Genomic DNA, 17,768 nt, shown 5'->3' with positions numbered 1-17,768 from the left:
TCGCGCGACGCGCGGGGGCCATGGCCGATAAGCAATATGGAGACAGCCATGGCGATGGCGACAGGCGAAGGAGTGTCGGCTCGGGCGACCGCGCGCATCGGCGATACGGCACGCACGGGCGGCGCCGACGGCCTGGACTTCGACTACATCATCGTGGGCGCCGGCTCGGCCGGCTGCCTGCTGGCCAACCGCCTGTCCGCCGATCCGGATGTACGGGTCCTGCTGCTGGAGGCCGGCGGCCCGGACAACTGGCACTGGATCCACATACCCGTGGGCTATCTGTACTGCATCGGCAATCCGCGCACCGACTGGTGCTACCGCACCCAGCCGGACCCAGGCCTGAACGGCCGCGACCTGGGCTATCCGCGCGGGCGTGTGCTGGGCGGCAGTTCGTCCATCAACGGGATGATCTACATGCGCGGCCAGCGCCAGGACTACGACGGCTGGGCCGCGGCCGGCAATCCCGGCTGGAGCTGGGAAGACGTGTTGCCGGTGTTCAAGCAGACCGAGGACTATCACGGCGATGACGGGCCCTATCACGGCAAGGGCGGCGAATGGCGGGTGGAACGCCAGCGCCTGTCCTGGGGCCTGCTCGACGCTTTCCGCCAGGCCGCCGCGCAGGCGGGCATTCCGTCCATCGACGACTTCAACCGCGGCGATAACGAAGGCTGCGATTACTTCGACGTCAACCAGCGGCGCGGCGTGCGCTGGAATGCCTCCAGCGCGTTCCTGAAGCCGATACTCAAGCGGCGCAACCTGCGCATCGTCACCGGCGCGCGCGTCACGCGCCTGGCGTTCGACGGCCGCCGCGCGGCCGGTGTGCGCTTTCGCGGCGCCACGGGCGGCGAACAGCTGGCACGCGCGCGCGGGGAGGTCATCCTGTCCGCCGGCGCCATCGGCTCGGCGCAGCTGCTGCAGGTGTCCGGCATCGGGCCCGGCGCGTGGCTGCAATCGCACGGCGTGCCGGTGCTGCACGATCTGCCCGGCGTGGGCGGCAATCTGCAGGACCACCTGCAACTGCGCCTGATCTACAAGGTCACCGGCGCGAAGACGCTGAACGCCATCGCCGGCACCCTGTGGGGCAAGGGCATGATGGGGCTGCAGTACCTGTTCATGAAGCGGGGCCCGCTGACCATGGCGCCGTCGCAGCTGGGCGCCTTCGCGCGGTCCGGGCCCGAGCATGCGCGCGCCAACGTGCAATACCACGTGCAGCCGCTGTCGCTGGAAAAATTCGGCGAGCCGCTGCATGCCTTTCCGGCCTTCACCGCGTCGGTGTGCAATCTGCGGCCCACCAGCCGCGGCCACGTGCGCATCGCCACGCCTGACGCGGCGGATCATCCCCAGATCCTGTGCAACTACCTGTCCACCGACGAGGACCGTCGCGTGGCGGTGCAGAGCGTAAGGCTGACGCGCCGCATCGTGGCGCAACCCGCGCTGGCCGATTACCAGCCCGAGGAATACCGCCCCGGCCCGCACCTGGAAAGCGACGAGGACCTGGCGCGCGCCGCCGGCGATATCGGCACCACGATCTTCCACCCCGTCGGCACCTGCCGGATGGGCGTGGACCGGCATGCCGTCGTGGATGCGCGGCTGCGCGTGCACGGCATCGACGGATTGCGGGTCATCGACGCGTCCATCATGCCCACGATCACGTCGGGCAATACCAATTCGCCCACCGTCATGATCGCCGAGAAGGGCGCGCGGATGATCCTGGAAGACCGCCGCGCATCGCGGCTGGCATCGTCCGTCCCGGCCGAGGAATCGCCGGCGATGGCGGCGGTGTAGCGGCAAAGGCCGCCTGGGCGGCATGCCGTGGCGTGGGCGCGACGCAAAGCCGATCGCAGGACCTCCCACCGGTTTGACTAGGACGGACGTAGGCCGCATGGCCTTTGTCCTAGTCCGTTTGCCTTGACCACCCGCTTAATCGGCCATGTGGCGGCGGCGTTGCCATAGGGGGCGCCCCCCGCGGCATTCATCCATCCCTACACCCACGGCGTGGCGGCCTTCGGTCAGCCACCTTCATGACGCCTGTACGCCGTAGACCGAATCGTCAATTGGTTACGAGACGATTCGACCGAATCATGGGCCAACGCTTCCGCTTGTGCCGTACTACGCCAAGCGGAGGTCCTCAACCATACGAGACATGGTAGGCCCGTAAAAATGAATCTGTTCCATAAGACGGTCTGGAACTCGGCCAGGCAGCAATTCATCGTCACGTCGGAAGTCGCCCGTGGACACGCCAAATCGGCGTCGACGTCTTCCAGCCGCGCGACCCGCGCATTGACGGCGCGCGCCGTCATTCCCTTCCTGTCGCTGCTGGCGGCAGGCATGCTCACGCCCGGCCTGTCGGCGGCGTCCAGCTGCAAGACCGGCACGGCGGATCAATCCGGGCCGGTCGGCGGCCATTGCACCATCGCCGACTACAACCCCCCGGTCAGCAACGAGGGCGTCGGCGAAGCCGTGGTCAATCACGGCCAGACCGTCACGTTGCGCGGCACGTCGGTGGTCGGCACCGGCTACAACGGCAACACCACGGTGCCCGCCAATACGGTCAACGTGGTCTCCGGCACCTTCGATTCCAGCGCGCTGGTCACCGGGCCGCAGAACGTCGCCATCAGCGCGCGCAATCCCGCCACCGGCGCCAACGTCGTGTTCCGGACCTTCGACTCGGCGTCCCTGGCCGACCAGTCGAACCTGGCCACGCCGGTCAACCAGTTCGAGGACGTCAACGGCGACATGTACTACAAGGCCTCGCTGGGCCGGGTCGAAAACAGCGGCGGTACCCTGAACGTGAACCTGGGCGCCACGCCGACGGGCTCGCCATCGTCCAACGCCATCCTGATGGTGTCCAAGCAGACCTACCTGACGTCGGCCGACGGCAGCGGCAACGCCAACAGCCGCGTCGTCTGGCAATCGCGCAATGCCATCGACATGGGCATCGATCCGGGCCTGCCCACGCCGGACGCCAACGGCCGCCTGACGGTGTACGTGCCCGTGACCACCTATGCCGGCACGGTGAATTTCAATGGCGCCACCTATTCCGTCACCAACGCCGCGGAACTGGCGGCGTACAACAACGTGCTGGTCGACGCGCTGAAAAACGGCGTCATCACCTCGCAGTACGCCTACGACACGGCTTTCGCACAGGCCTTCAACACCGTCGATACGCCGGTCACCTACACGACCAACACGTCCGATGGCGACCTGACCCGTGTGCCCAACGGCGACCGCTACGCCATCCTGGCCAACGGCGCGCGCGGCAGCGCGACCATCGCCGCCGGCGCGCAGCTGGACATGGAGCGCGCCTCGGGCGCGGTCAAGGCTACCAACGGCGCCACGATCACCAACCACGGCATCCTGTCGGGCAATGTCATCCAGCAGGTGGCCCGAGTCGAAAGCGGTTCGCACTTCATCAACGCCGCCAACGGCGTGGTATCCGCGGGGTATCTGGTCGGCGACAAGGCCAGCACCGCGACCGACGACCTGTTCTATTACACCGGCTCCGGCATCGTGGCTTCGGGCCAGGGCACCACTGTAGTGAACAACGGCGTGGTCAACGTGTCGGGCATGAGCTTCAACGGCTATACCACCACGGGCATCGGGCTGGCCAACGGCGCGGCGGGCACCAACAACGGCTCCATCAATATCGGCGTGAATCCCGACTACACGGCGACCGTGGTGGGTGTGAATGTCCGCGGCGGCAGCACCTTCACCAACACGGCCGGCGGCACGCTGTATATCGGCCGCGCCGCGCAGTACGCCACCACCGACGCCGTGGCGGATGTGGAAATCGCCGGGCCGACCTATGGCGTACGCATCATGGATACGGGCGATACCGCCATCAATGACGGCCATATCGTGATCGGTTCGCAGGCGCAGAACGCGGTGGCCATGTTTTCCACTGCGCCGGTCACGTCGCTCCTGCAGAACAACGGCACGATCGACATCAACGGCGCGGCGGGCGGCGTCCCGCTGTCGAACATCGGCATGCTCGCCGACGACAACGGCGCCGCCGGCACCAACGCCATCGTGCGCAATGCCGGCACGATCAATGTCAATGGCGTCAACGGCATCGGCGTCATGGTGAACGCCGATCCGGGCATCGCGGCGAACGCCGAATCGACGGGCACGATCAACGTCAACGGCAATGCCGACCCTGCCAGCGGCACGCGCAACTTCGGCGTCTGGGTGGACGGCGCGCAGGGCGTGGCCTCGGTGAGCGGCGCGGTCAACCTGGGCGGCGTGGGCGCCATCGGCGTGTTCGCCCAGAACGGCGGCACGGTCAACGTCGCGGCGGGCGCGGTGCCGCGCTTCGTCGGCGGCACCGACCAGATCGGCTTCTATGCGTCCGGCGCCGGGTCGGCGATCAACGTGTCGGCCACCACGATGACCGTGGATACCGAGCGTTCGACGCTGTTCCGCGTCGGTGACGGCGCGGCTTTCACCGGCGGATCCACGGCGGGCGCGTTCGACATCACGGTCGCCGGCAAGGATGCGCGCGGCGTGGTCGCTACCGGGAAGGGCACCACGCTGTCGACGGGCAACTCGACCTGGCGCGTGAGCGGAGCGGCCGGCGGCGCGGGCGGCGCGGTCGCCATCGTCAACGAAGGCGGCGCCGCCGGCACGATCGACGCCGGGACGACCATCATGCTGTCGAACGCGGGCGCGACGGCCGGCATCGTCGATGGCCAGGGCCACGACATCACCGGCGCGGCCGCGGGCGATGCGGTGCCCACCACGCTGGTCAACAACGCGGCCATCCAGTCGTCGTCCGACGGCGTCGTCGGTTTCGTCGCGCGCAACCAGGGCACGCTGGTCAACAACAGCACCATCGCCTTCACCGGCCGGTCTTCCACCGGCGTGGTGGTCGGCGCGCAGGGCACCGTGCAGAACAACGCGACCATCCAGGTCGCGCATGGCGACGGCGCGCTGGTGCAGGGCGCCAATGCCAGCCTGGTCAACAACGGCGTGATACGCGCCGATGACGGCACCGCCGCGGTACACCTGACCGGGGCGGGCGCGTCGGTGGCCTTCTCCGGCACGGGCGCCATCCTGGCGAGCGGTTCGGCCGACGGCATCCTGCTGGATCCCAGCGCGGTCGGCGGCAGCGTGGTCGGCACGGCCGGCAGCATCACGGTTTCGGGTACGGGCATCGCGCTGGACAACCAGGCCGCCGGCGGCGTCATCGCGCTGACCGACACCAGCATCACGACCAGCGGCTCGGGCGCGGCCGGTATCAGCTCGTCCGGCGCCAACGGCGACGTCGTGGTCAATGGCGGCAGTATCGCCACCACGGGCGCCGGGGCAGCGGGCATCCACATCAGCAGCGCGGGCACGCTGCAGCTGACGAACGCCACCGTGACCACGGCCGGCGATCTGGCCTCGGGCATCATGCTGGACAGCGGCGCGACCGCCGCCTTGATGGGCGGGTCCATCCTGGCCAGCGGCGCGAACGCCGCGGCCTTGCAGGTCGAAGGACCGGCGGGCGCCGCCACGGCCAACGGGACGGTGATGCGCAGCGCAAGCGGTCCCGGCGTCCTGGCCAATGCGGGCGGCACGGTCACGCTGAACAACAGCACCGTGCAGGGCGGCACGGCCGCCATCGCCGTGACCGATACCGCCGCGACCGGCAACGTCTCGAACATCGTGCTCAATGGCGGCACGTTCAATGCGCAGGCCGGCAATGCGATCGAGGTGACCGGCGCGCGCGCCGACATCAGCGTGCGCCCGGGGACCGTGATCACGGCATCGACCGGCACCTTGCTGAACCTGACGAACGCCAGCGTGGTCAACCTCGATGCGCAGGGCGTGTCGCTGAACGGCGACCTGATCGCCGATGCCAGCAGCAGCGGCTCGGTGGTCCTGCGCAATGGCACGACCCTGACCGGCCGCATCGATCCACTGGCCGTCAGCATCGATTCGAGCAGCGTCTGGAACGTCACGGGCAGCTCGGAAACCGCGGCCTTGTCGAATGCGGGCACCATCGCCTACCAGGCGCCTGTCGGCGATCCCACGCAGGCGGCCAGCTACAAGACCGTCACGGCCAGCAGCTACAGCGGCAATGGCGGCGCCATCGCGCTGAACACCTATGTGGCCGGCGACGGTGCGCCGTCGGATCGCCTGGTCATCAACGGCGGCACGGCCACGGGCACCACCGCGCTGCGTATCAACAACACCGGGGGCGGGGGCGCGCGCACCACCGGGGACGGCATCAACGTGGTGGCGGTGACCAATGGCGGCACGACCGCGCCGGGCGCGTTCAGCCTGGCCGCGCCGGTGCAGGCTGGCGCGCACGAGTACCTGCTGTATCGCGGCGGCAGCGCCAGCGCGGACGATTACTTCCTGCGTTCCACGCTGGGCGGGCCGACGTCGCCGAGCGATCCCACGCCGACGGGGCCGGTCGCCTATCGTCCCGCCGTCGCGGGATACGCGTTGATGCCGGCGCTGAACCTGGACTACGGCTTCGCGATGCTGGGCCGCCTGCACGAGCGGGTGGGCGACGTCTACGCCACGGAGCAGAACCAGAAGGGCAACAAGGACGGCTTCTGGGGGCGCATAGGCGGCGATGGCCTGAACGCCGATTCGGGCCGCTTCTCGGTGAACCAGCACACCTTCTTCATGCAGTTCGGCAAGGATTGGACCCTGTCGCAATCCGAGGAAGGCGGCAGCACCCACGCCGGCGTGACGGCGACACTGGGCGTGACCGATTCCGACTTCAAGGACGGCAAGCGCGACCTGAACGCCACGCTGTCGGACAAGGCGGGCAGCGCGACGACGCAGGCGCAGAGCCTGGGCGGCTACTACACCAAGTACTGGCGCGATGGCAGCTACTGGGATTCGGTGGCGCAGGTCACGCACTACCGGAACAAGTACGACGACGTGTACGGGAACAGCGGCAACCAGAACGGCGTCGGCATCGCGCTGTCGCAGGAAGTCGGCAAGCCCTTCGCGCTGATGCCCAAGCTGTCCATCGAACCGCAGGCGCAGTTGGTGTACCAGTACCTGAAGCTGGACAGCTTCGACGACGGTATCTCGCGCGTTTCGGGCAACAGCAGCAATGCCTTGCGCGGCCGCCTGGGTTTCCGCCTGTTCGCGCCCAACCTGAAGACGGACGATGGCGCCGGATCGGGTACGCCCTACATGACCTTCGACGTGCTGCATGACTTCATCCCGGCGCGCGCGGTCACCGTGGGCGATACCTCGGTGCGCTCGAGCTTCGGACGCACCTGGGGTGAAGTCGGTTTCGGCATCAACGAGGCGGTCGGCAAGGGCGGCCAGCTCTACGCCACCATCAAGCTGGCGAAGAACCTGGGCGGTGAAGAGCGCAGGGGCGTGTTCGGGCAGGTGGGTTACCGGTACAGCTGGTAATTTCACGGCGATCGGCGGGTCATCACCTGGAAATCGCCGGGTGACCGGCGCCGTCCGCGGGGGCGATGCGCCACCGGGCCGGCCAGCATGCGCTGGCCGGCCCGGCTTCATTCCGGCGGGATCTTCGCGGCCACCGCCATGACGCGCCGCGCGGCATGGACGATCGGGTAGTCGATGAACTGGCCGTCCAGCTGGATGGCCGAGGAGCCCTGCGCCTCGGCCTGCGCGAAGGCTTCCAGCACGCGGCGCGCGCGCTCGATCTGCGCGGCGCTGGGTGTGAAGGCGGCGTTGACCGCCGGCAGCTGGTCCGGATGGATGCACAGCTTGCCCTGGAAGCCCAGTTCGCGTGCCTTGCGTGCGGACCCCGCGCAGCCTTCCGGATCCTGCAGGTTCATCCACACGGTATCCAGCGGCGCTTCGATGCCCGCCGCCCGCGACTGCAGCACCATCCGGGCGCGATAGGCGTTCAGCTCGCTTTCGTCGCGCGTCCAGATCAGGTCCAGGTCCAGCGTAAAGTCGCCCGCCCCGAAAGCGGCGCGCTTCACGCGCGGCGTGGCTGCCAGGATTTCCGGCAGGCAGGCCAGTCCGCGCGCGGTTTCGATGATGGGGATCAGGTCCACGCCGCCGTCGGGCATGCCGCGCTCGCGCTCCATCTGGCGGATCAGCCAGTCCGCGGTCAGCAGCTCCGCGGCCGATTCCACCTTGGGCAAGACCACCCCGTCCAATCCGGGGCGCACGGTCTCGACCAGATCGCCGTAGGCGAATTCGGTGGCGAGCGGATTCACGCGGACATAGGCCAGGCAGCTGCGCGGCAAGGCCATGGCGTCGCTGACCTTGGCGCGGCTGGCGACTTTTTCGGATACCGCGCAGGCATCCTCCAGGTCCAGGATCACTGCGTCAGTCTGCAGCGTCAGGGCCTTTTCCACGCGGCGCGGGTGGTTGGCGGGGGCGAACAGCAGGGATCTCAGCACCGTCATACGGGGTCTGGTCGGCTTGGGTGTCGGTGGTCAGGAACGATACGGGCCACGTCGCGGCCGGTCAACATGCGGTGCCTGCTGGCCAGGGCTCAGGCCCCGCACCGGGATGGCGGGGGCTTGCGATGTCGCCTCGCCATGGCGCATCGCGCCGGGAGTTCTGTATAGTCTGCGCTGCTTCAGCAAGGAGTCAGCGCAGCCCATGCCCAATTTGATCGAAGCGATCGCGACGCTGCTGTTCGCCATCGCCGTCCTGCACACGTTTTCCGTCCCGTTCTTCGCCCGCCTGGCGCATCGCAACGGCCCGCACGCCGGCGTCTGGCACATGCTGGCCGAGGTGGAAGCGGTGTTCGGCGTCTGGGCCTTCGTCCTGATCGTCAGCATGGCCCTGCTGGCGGGCGGCGACGAAGCCATCGAATACATGGACACGCGCAACTTCACGGAACCGCTGTTCGTGTTCGTGATCATGGTCATCGCCGCCAGCCGTCCCATCCTCGAGTTCGTCGATGCCGTGGTGCGATTCATCGCGCGCGTCCTGCCGATCCGCAACGAACTCAGCACCTACCTGGTGGTGCTCTCGATCGTGCCGCTGGCGGGGTCGTTCATCACCGAGCCCGCCGCCATGACGCTGGCGGCCATCCTGCTGCGCGACGCCTATTTCCGGGTCAGCGGGCGGGCTGGCTTCAAATACCTGACGCTGGGCGTGTTGTTCGTCAACGTGTCGATCGGCGGGGTGCTGACCTCCTATGCCGCGCCGCCGGTCCTGATGGTGGCATCCACCTTCGGCTGGGATGCTGCCCACATGGCCACGCATTTCGGCTGGCGGGCGGCCCTGGCGGTATTCATCAACGCGGGCGTGCTGACCTTCGTGTGCCGCGGCGTCCTGCGCGAAGTCGGCCAGGGTCAGGATGCGGCGGCGCGCGATGGCGGGCGGGCGCCCGTCCCGCTGCCGGTAATCGCCATCCATCTGGTCTTCCTGGTGCTCGTCGTGCTCAACGCCCACCATCCGGCGATCTTCATGGGCCTGATGATGCTGTTCATCGGTTTCACCGAGGCCTACAAGCGTCACCAGAACCCGCTGATGATCAATCAAGGCCTGATGGTCGGCTTCTTCCTGGCCGGGCTGGTCGTGCTGGGCGGTCTGCAGCAATGGTGGCTGCAGGACCTGCTGGGCAACCTGTCGCCGGCGCTGCTCTTCTGGGGCGCCACCGCCCTGACGGCGATCACCGACAATGCGGCCCTGACCTACCTGGGGTCGCTGGTGCAGGGCACCAATGAGACCTGGCGCTACATGCTGGTGGCGGGTGCGGTGACGGGGGGCGGACTGACCGTCATCGCCAATGCGCCCAATCCGGCCGGCTTCGCCATCCTGAAGAACCACTTTCCCGACGGCAGCATCGCCGCGGGGCGGCTTTTCCTGGCGGCCCTGCTGCCGACGCTGGTGGCGGCGGGGATGTTCCTGTTACCTGTCTGACCGCGAGGCCGGACAGCAGGCGGGGCCGGCCTCGTGACCGCGGCGTGATCGCGGTCACGGGCCTTGGGCAAAAACCCGCTAAAATTCAAGACTTTCCCGTATTTTTGCCGGCCCCGCTCCTGTCGCGCCGCCTGTCCCACGAACACGTGCCGACGCGGCGCCCTCGGGCGGGTTGTCTCGTGCCGGCGGGCCAGGGAGTGGATTGAATGCCTATCTACGCTTACAAATGCAGCAGCTGCGGCCATGCCAAGGACGTACTGCAGAAGATCTCCGACGCACCGCTGACGGTATGCCCGGAATGCGGCGCCAGCACCTTTTCCAAGCAGGTGACCGCCGCCGGCTTCCAGCTCAAGGGCTCGGGATGGTACGTCACCGATTTCCGCAACAACAACAGCGGCGGCTCGGCCGCGGCCTCCTCGGGCGGCGCCAAGACGGACGCCAAGGCGGATGCCAAGGGCGACACCAGCGCCGACGGCGGTGGCGCCAAGCCGGCTGACGCGGCGCCTGCCGCGCCGGCGGCCGCGCCTGCCGCACCGTCCACCTCGGCTACCTGACGCCCCCGTCATGGCGATGCGCATCTTCAAGAAGTACTTCATCACGGGCCTGCTCATCTGGGTCCCGCTGGTGATCACCGTGTGGGTGCTGGGCGTACTCATCGCCACGCTGGAAGGCTTCGTTCCCGGCTTCCTGTCGGCGGAGTCGCTGTTCGGCGTCGACATCCCCGGGTTCCGCTTCCTGCTGGTCATCCTGGTGGTCCTGCTGACGGGCGTCTTCGCCGCCAACCTGCTGGGCCGCACCATGCTGGACCAGTGGGAAAAGCTGCTGGGCCGCATCCCGCTGGTGCGTTCCATCTACAACTCGGTCAAGCAGGTCAGCGATACCGTGCTGGCGCCGAATGGACAGGCGTTCCGCCAGGCCGTGCTGGTGCAATATCCTCGCCACGGATCCTGGACCATCGCCTTCCTGACGGGGATTCCCAGCGGCGAGGTCGCCACGCACCTGCCCGGCGACCACGTCAGCGTCTACGTTCCCACCACGCCCAACCCGACGTCCGGCTTCTTCCTGATGATGCCGCGCGCCGAGGTCGTCGATCTGCACATGAGCGTGGACTCCGCCCTGAAGTACGTCGTGTCCATGGGGGTGGTGGCGCCGCCCCCGCCGGTGGTCCCCGAGCAGCCCATCGAAATCCCCACCGCGCCCGGCGTCCGCCAGCGCGGAGAGGACGCCCCCTGAACAGAATCCGGGCGGGCATGCGGCCCGCCCTTCGATCCATTATCGTGACGCTCCAAGGCGCCCCAACAAAGTAGAAACGGAGTCATCCCGCAATGCGTACCTGCTACACCGGCCAGGTTTGCCGCGACCACCTCGGTCAAACCGTTACCCTGTACGGCTGGGTAAACCGCCGCCGCGACCACGGCGGGGTCATCTTCATCGACCTGCGCGACCGCGCCGGCCTGGCGCAGATCGTTTTCGACCCCGACAACGCCGCCTTCGCCACGGCCGAACGCTTGCGCAATGAGTTCTGCATCCGCGTCACCGGCCTGGTGCGCCCGCGGCCGGAAGGCACCGCCAATCCGGAACTGGCGTCCGGCGAAATCGAAGTGCTGTGCAAGGAAGTGGAAATCCTCAATCCTTCCGTCACGCCGCCTTTCCAGCTGGACGACGACAACCTGTCGGAAACCACGCGCCTGACGCATCGCGTGCTGGACCTGCGCCGCCCGCAGATGCAGCGCAACCTGATGCTGCGCTATCGCGTTTCCATCGAAGTGCGCAAATTCCTGGATTCCCTGGGCTTCATCGATATCGAAACGCCCATGCTGACCAAGAGCACGCCGGAAGGCGCGCGCGATTACCTGGTGCCGTCGCGCGTCAACGCCGGCCAGTTCTTCGCGCTGCCGCAGTCGCCGCAGCTGTTCAAGCAGATGCTGATGGTGTCGGGCTTCGACCGCTACTACCAGATCACCAAGTGCTTCCGCGACGAAGACCTGCGCGCCGACCGCCAGCCGGAATTCACCCAGATCGATTGCGAAACTTCGTTCCTGAACGAAGTGGAGATCCGCGCGATCTTCGAAAGCATGATCCACCACGTCTTCAAGGTCGTGCAGAACGTCGACCTGCCGCAGCCTTTCCCCAGCATGACCTGGACGGAAGCCATGCGCCGCTACGGTTCGGACAAGCCCGACCTGCGCGTGTCGCTGGAATTCACCGACATCAGCGACATCATGCGCGACGTCGACTTCAAGGTGTTCGCGTCGGCCGCGGCCACGCCGGGCAGCCGCGTGGTGGCCCTGCGCGTGCCCGGCGGCGGTTCGCTGTCGCGCAGCGAGATCGACAGCTACACCCAGTTCGTCGGCATCTACGGTGCGAAGGGCCTGGCCTGGATCAAGGTCAACGAAGCCGCCAAGGGCCGTGACGGCCTGCAGTCGCCCATCGTCAAGAATATCCACGACGCGGCGCTGGCCGAGCTGATCAAGCGCACCGGCGCCCAGGACGGCGACATCATTTTCTTCGGCGCCGACAAGGAAAAGGTCGTCAACGATTCCATCGGGGCGCTGCGCGTCAAGATCGGCCACAGCGAATTCGGCAAGACCTCGGGCCTCTTCACGCCCGGCTGGCGCCCGCTGTGGGTCATCGACTTCCCCATGTTCGAATACGACGAGGAAGAAGGCCGCTACACCGCCGCCCACCACCCCTTCACCAGCCCCAAGGACGGCCACGAGGACTTCCTCGAAACCGATCCCAGCAAGGCCTACGCCAAGGCGTACGACATGGTGCTGAACGGCTGGGAAATCGGCGGCGGCTCGGTCCGTATCCACCGCGAGGAAGTGCAGAGCAAGGTGTTCCGCGCGCTGAAGATCAACGCCGAGGAAGCCCGCCAGAAGTTCGGCTTCCTGCTGGACGCGCTGCAGTACGGCGCGCCTCCGCACGGCGGCATCGCCTTCGGCCTGGACCGCATCGTCACCATGATGAGCGGCGCCGAGTCGATCCGCGACGTGATCGCCTTCCCCAAGACGCAGCGTGCCCAGGACCTGCTCACGCAGGCCCCTTCGCCCGTGGACGAAAAGCAGCTGCGCGAGCTGCATATCCGTCTGCGCAACGCGGAAGTGAAGTAACCCGTGCGATAAGCCGGCGCCATGTCCGTCCTGCGCATCGTCAGCTACAACATCCACAAGGGCCGTTCCGCGCTGGGCGCGCGGGACTCCCTGAAAGAGCTGCGCCTGGGCCTGTACGGATTGCGCCCGGACCTGGTCTTCCTGCAGGAAGTCCAGGGCCGCAACGAACACCGTGGCGTGCTGGACGCCCAGCACATGTCGCTGGCGGCCGCGCTGCACATGGAGATGTGCTACGGCCGCAACGCGGTGCGCGATCATACCGACCATGGCAATGCGCTGCTGTCGCGCTATCCCATCCTGGAGCACGAAAACCAGGATATCTCGGATCACCGGCTGGAACAGCGCGGCCTGCTGCACGCCACGATTGGCGTGGGCAATCGCGAGGTGCATTGCTTCGTCGTCCACCTGGGCCTGTTCGCCGGCAGCCGTTCGCGGCAGATCCAGGCCCTGGTGGATCGCATCGACCGCACGGTGCCGGCGGGCGCCCCGATGCTGATCGCGGGCGACTTCAATGACTGGAACGATCGCCTGGCGCCGCTGTTCGTGCAACGCCTGGGTGTCTATGAAGTGTTCTCCCACGCGCCCAGGCTGGTCGGCGGCGAAGGCCCGCGCCTGCGCGAAGGCATGCGCCGCTTGAGCAATGTGCTGCGCGGCGTGCCCAACAGCCTGGCCATGCTGGAACGCAACAACCAGCTGACCATGGACGGCAACCTGCGCATCGTGCGGCCGCCGCGCACCTTCCCCGCGGTGTTTCCCTGGTTCCGCCTGGATCGCATCTACCAGCGGGGTTTCGGCGTGCGCAGCGCGCGCGTGCTGCGCGGGCGCGCCTGGGCCAAGCTGTCCGATCATTCGCCCCTGCTCGCGGAGCTCGAATTGCCGTGAGACCCAAGCCGCTGCGCTTGCATTGGTCCGATGGCAACGCCATCCGGCTGCTGGAGAACGGCGCGGAATTCTTTCCCGCGCTATGCGACGCCATCGATGCCGCCCGCACGACCGTGCATCTGGAAACCTATATCTTCACGCTGGATCGCACGGCGCGGCGGGTGCTGGACGCGCTGGCGCGCGCCTGCGCGCGCGGCGTGAAGGTGCGCGTGGTCATCGACGGCTTCGGCAGCTGGGAGTGGGTGGACGAGGTCCGGCGCCGCCTGATCGACGCGGGCGCGCAATGCCGCATCTTCCGGCCCGAACCGGGCTGGCCGCAAAGGCTGCTGTTCTCGCGCAGCAGGCTCCGGCGGCTGCATCGCAAGGTGACCGTGATCGACGGGCGGGTCGCCTTCGTCGGCGGCATCAACATCGTCGACGATTACGACGATCTGGAGCCCGCTGACGGGATCGCCGCCAATCCGCGTTTCGATTACGCCGTGGAAGTGCGCGGGCCGCTGGTCGCGCATGCGGTCCACGCACAGGACCTGCTTTGGATACGCCTGAGTCCCGCCGCGCTGCGCCGCGGCGAACGGGCCCGCGAAACGCGCCGGCTGCGCCGCCTGTACGGGCCGCCGCCGGACGAGGCGCTGGGCACGGCGTCCGGCCAGGCGCGCGGCGGCCTGCGCGCGGCCTTCGTCCTGCGCGACAACCTGCGCTGGCGGCAGACGTTCGAACGGGCCTATCTGTATGGCATCAACCGCGCTCAACGCGAAATCCTGATCGCCAACGCCTATTTCTTCCCGGGCCTGCGTTTCCGCCGCGCGCTCAAGCGTGCCGCCGCGCGTGGCGTGCGCGTGCGCCTGCTGCTGCAGGGCAAGGTCGAGTACCGCCTGCAGTACTACGCGACGCACGTGCTGTATGCCGACCTGCTGAACGCCAGGATAGAAATCTACGAATACATGCCCAGCTACCTGCATGCCAAGGTGGCGGTGATCGACGACGTCGCGACCGTGGGCTCGTCCAACCTGGATCCCTTCAGCCTGCTGCTGGCGCGCGAAGCGAACGTGGTCGTCGACGATGCCGCCTTTGCGCGAGCGCTGTACGACAGCCTGGAGCATGCGATCGCCCGTGGCGGCCGGCTGGTGCGCGCCAACGACCATCATGGTCGCGGCTGGCTGCGGCGGCTGATGGACAACGCCGCATACACCATGCTGCGCATCGGCGTGGCGTTGACGGGACAGTCCTCGCGGTATTGAGGCCAGGGCGGCCGGTGCCGACGCCGGGCCGTCTGGTTCAGCATGTATCGCCGGGGTGTCGCTCCATCGCGAGTTCCGACACAATGCTATCTGGCCGTCCGCCGATACCGCGGCGGACGGCGCGAGCCCGGCACCGCAGGAGACACAGGCCATGACCCCCGCTGGCGATATCCCGTCCGCATCGCGTTCCGTCGCGAACGGACATAACGACCTCCAGGGCGACGGCCCCGCACGCATCCGGCGGATCGCGGTGCTCGGCGCGGGCGTCATGGGCGCGCAGATCGCGGCGCACTGCGTCAACGCCGGCGTCCCGGTCGTGTTGTTCGACCTGCCCGCCGATGGCGGCGATCGCAGCGCCATCGCCCGCAAGGCGATCGCCGGCCTGCAGCGCCTGAATCCCGCGCCGCTGGCCGTGCCCGAGCTGGCGGCGCACATCGAGCCGGCCAACTACGACGAGCATCTGGCGCGACTGCGCGAATGCGACCTGGTGATCGAGGCCATCGCGGAACGCCTGGACTGGAAGCGCGATCTTTACCAGCGCGTCGCGCCCGCGCTGGCGCCGCATGCCATCCTGGCGACCAATACGTCGGGGCTGTCCATCGCCGCGCTGGCCGAGACCCTGCCGGAGGCGCTGCGGCCGCGCTTCTGCGGCGTGCACTTCTTCAACCCGCCGCGCTACATGCCGCTGGTCGAACTGATCCCCGCCGTGGTCACCGAGTCCCGCCTGCTGGACAGGCTGGAAAGCTTCCTGGTGTCGGACCTGGGCAAGCGTGTCGTGCGCGCCAGGGACACGCCCAATTTCATCGGCAATCGCATCGGCGTGTTCGGCATCCTGGCGGCCATGATCGAAGCCGACCGCCATGGCCTGAGCTATGACGTCGTCGATGAGCTGACGGGCGCGCGGCTTGGCCGCGCCAAGTCCGGCACCTTCCGCACCGCCGACGTGGTGGGCCTGGATACCCTGGCCCATGTGATACGCACGATGCAGACCGGCCTGCCGGACGATCCCTTCCGAGCGGCGTTCGCCACGCCCCCGGTGTTGACGGCCCTGCTCGACCAGGGCGCGCTGGGCCAGAAGACGGGCGCCGGTTTCTATCGCAAGGACGGCAAGGCCATCCTGCGCCTGGATCCGGCATCGCGGCGGTACGTGCCGGCCGACGGCGCTGTGGATGCATCGGTCGCCGCCGCGCTGGCGGAACGCGATCCCGCGCGGCGCCTGCGCGCCTTGCGCGAATCGACCCATCCGCAAGGCAAGTTCCTGTGGGCGCTGCTGCGCGACACCTTCCATTACGCGGCGGTCCATCTGGCCGACATCGCCCACACCGCGCGCGATGTCGACTTCGCCATGCGCTGGGGCTTCGGCCACGCGCAAGGACCCTTCGAGGTCTGGCAGGCCGCAGGCTGGTCCACCGTGGCCGGGTGGATACAGGAAGACATCGATCACGGCCTGGCCCTGTCGGCCGAGCCGCTGCCCGAATGGGTCAACGGCGGCCTGGTGGTGCAGGACGGCGGCGTCCATGCGGCCGGCGGCTCCTGGAATCCGCGCGCGGGCGTTTTCGAGCCCCGGCACGATCTCCCGGTGTACCGGCGCCAGCTCGTGCCGCCGCGCCTGGTCGGCGAGCCGGACCAGGCGCCTGGACGCACGGTCTTCGAAAACGAGGCGATCCGGCTCTGGACCCTGGTGGAGGGCCATGGCTACCGCGACGTGCTGATCGCGTCGTTCAAGACCAAGATGCACACCATCAGCCCCGCGGTCACCCAGGGGCTGCTGCGCGCCGTCGATCTGGCGGAAGCGCGCTACCGCGGCCTGGTGGTGTGGCAGACACAGCCCCCGTTTTCGGCGGGCGCCGACCTCCAGGCCATGCTGCCGGCCTTCATGCAGGGCGGTCCCGCCGCCATCGAGCCGCTGGAGCGCGACCTGCAACGCGTGGCGCAACGCTTCCGCCATGCCCTGGTGCCCACGGTCGTCGCCATGACCGGGCTCGCGCTGGGTGGCGGCTGCGAAATCGCGGTTCATGCCGCGGCCCGCGTGGCCCATCTTGAAACCTATATCGGCCTGGTGGAAATCGGCGTCGGGCTGGTGCCGGGCGCGGGCGGCCTCGCCTACTGCGCGCGGCGCGCCGCCGAACAGCGCGCCGCCACTGCGCCGGACATGCCCTTGCTGCCCTTCCTGCAGAAATTCGCCGAAGCCGTCGCCACCGCCCGGGTTTCGCGTTCGGCGCTGGAGGCGCGCCAGATCGGTTATCTGCGCGAGTCCGATCCCATCGTCATGCACGAAGACGAACTCCTGTACGCCGCCATCCGCCATGCCGCCGCCCTGGCCGACACGGGCTGGCGGCCGCCGCTGGATGCGCCGTTCCCGGTGGCGGGCACGGATGGCGCCGCGACCCTGTCCGCCCAACTCGTCAACCTGCGCGACGGCGGCTTCATCTCCGAGTACGACTACGAGCTCGCGCGCACGGTCGCCCACGTCATCTGCGGCGGCGACGTCGATCCGGGCACCCTGGTGGACGAAGCGTGGATGCTGGCGCTGGAGCGTCGCGCTTTCCTGCGCCTGTTGGGCAATCCCCGCACGCATGAGCGGATCCTGGGGATGCTGAAGACCGGCAAGCCGGTACGGAATTAGCCATGCCCGCATCGGCGGGCCGTCCGCCCGCCGACAGGCTGGCCGCGCAGCTGCCGCGGCCACTGCAGGCACCGCACACGAAAGGAAAGCCGA

At 68.2% G+C, this 17,768-nt stretch carries 10 protein-coding genes; 9 read left to right on the top strand and 1 reads right to left on the bottom strand.

The genetic code is table 11. The features are described from left to right. Window positions 1-48: 48 nt before the first annotated feature. Entirely contained in the window at window positions 49-1,785 is a 1,737-nt protein-coding gene (locus CAL26_RS26025) for a GMC family oxidoreductase (protein WP_373454508.1), read from the top strand. A 375-nt stretch (window positions 1,786-2,160) separates the two neighbouring features. Further along, window positions 2,161-7,368: an autotransporter outer membrane beta-barrel domain-containing protein gene (locus CAL26_RS26020; protein WP_094849509.1), complete on the top strand. Its 5,208-nt coding sequence runs from the start codon at window positions 2,161-2,163 to the stop codon at window positions 7,366-7,368. Between the two features lie 107 nt (window positions 7,369-7,475). Here the strand turns inward: CAL26_RS26020 and CAL26_RS26015 are convergent, their stop codons facing one another. Further along, a complete protein-coding gene (locus tag CAL26_RS26015) occupies window positions 7,476-8,345 on the bottom strand; it encodes an HpcH/HpaI aldolase/citrate lyase family protein (RefSeq protein ID WP_094849508.1) in 870 nt (289 codons plus the stop codon). 199 nt (window positions 8,346-8,544) lie between these two features. On the opposite strand from CAL26_RS26015, the gene CAL26_RS26010 reads away from it, so the two are divergent. The 7 genes from CAL26_RS26010 (at window position 8,545) to CAL26_RS25980 (ending at window position 17,675) form a co-directional block, all read left to right on the top strand. After that, window positions 8,545-9,816 carry a putative Na+/H+ antiporter gene (locus CAL26_RS26010; protein WP_094849507.1) on the top strand — a complete coding sequence of 424 codons (1,272 nt, stop codon included), beginning with the start codon at window positions 8,545-8,547 and terminating at the stop codon, window positions 9,814-9,816. Window positions 9,817-10,022: 206 nt separating this feature from the next. Beyond that, window positions 10,023-10,370 carry an FmdB family zinc ribbon protein gene (locus CAL26_RS26005; RefSeq protein WP_094849506.1) on the top strand — a complete coding sequence of 116 codons (348 nt, stop codon included), beginning with the start codon at window positions 10,023-10,025 and terminating at the stop codon, window positions 10,368-10,370. Between the two features lie 16 nt (window positions 10,371-10,386). Continuing rightward, window positions 10,387-11,049, top strand: coding sequence for a DUF502 domain-containing protein (locus tag CAL26_RS26000; RefSeq protein WP_179283532.1), 663 nt, complete (start codon window positions 10,387-10,389; stop codon window positions 11,047-11,049). Between the two features lie 92 nt (window positions 11,050-11,141). Beyond that, the gene (gene aspS, locus CAL26_RS25995; protein ID WP_094849504.1) at window positions 11,142-12,929 is read left to right on the top strand and encodes an aspartate--tRNA ligase; all 1,788 of its coding nucleotides are present in this window, start codon (window positions 11,142-11,144) and stop codon (window positions 12,927-12,929) included. A 21-nt stretch (window positions 12,930-12,950) separates the two neighbouring features. After that, a complete protein-coding gene (locus CAL26_RS25990; protein ID WP_094849503.1) occupies window positions 12,951-13,811 on the top strand; it encodes an endonuclease/exonuclease/phosphatase family protein in 861 nt (286 codons plus the stop codon). After that, a complete protein-coding gene (gene clsB, locus CAL26_RS25985; RefSeq protein WP_094849502.1) occupies window positions 13,808-15,049 on the top strand; it encodes a cardiolipin synthase ClsB in 1,242 nt (413 codons plus the stop codon). Before CAL26_RS25990 ends, clsB begins: the two co-directional genes overlap by 4 nt. 151 nt (window positions 15,050-15,200) lie before the next feature. Continuing rightward, window positions 15,201-17,675 carry a 3-hydroxyacyl-CoA dehydrogenase/enoyl-CoA hydratase family protein gene (locus CAL26_RS25980; RefSeq protein WP_094849501.1) on the top strand — a complete coding sequence of 825 codons (2,475 nt, stop codon included), beginning with the start codon at window positions 15,201-15,203 and terminating at the stop codon, window positions 17,673-17,675. Window positions 17,676-17,768 lie beyond the last annotated feature (93 nt).

Source organism: Bordetella genomosp. 9, from assembly GCF_002261425.1.
Taxonomy (GTDB): Bacteria; Pseudomonadota; Gammaproteobacteria; order Burkholderiales; family Burkholderiaceae_B; genus Bordetella_C.
This window is presented reverse-complemented; position numbering and strand designations above follow the sequence as displayed.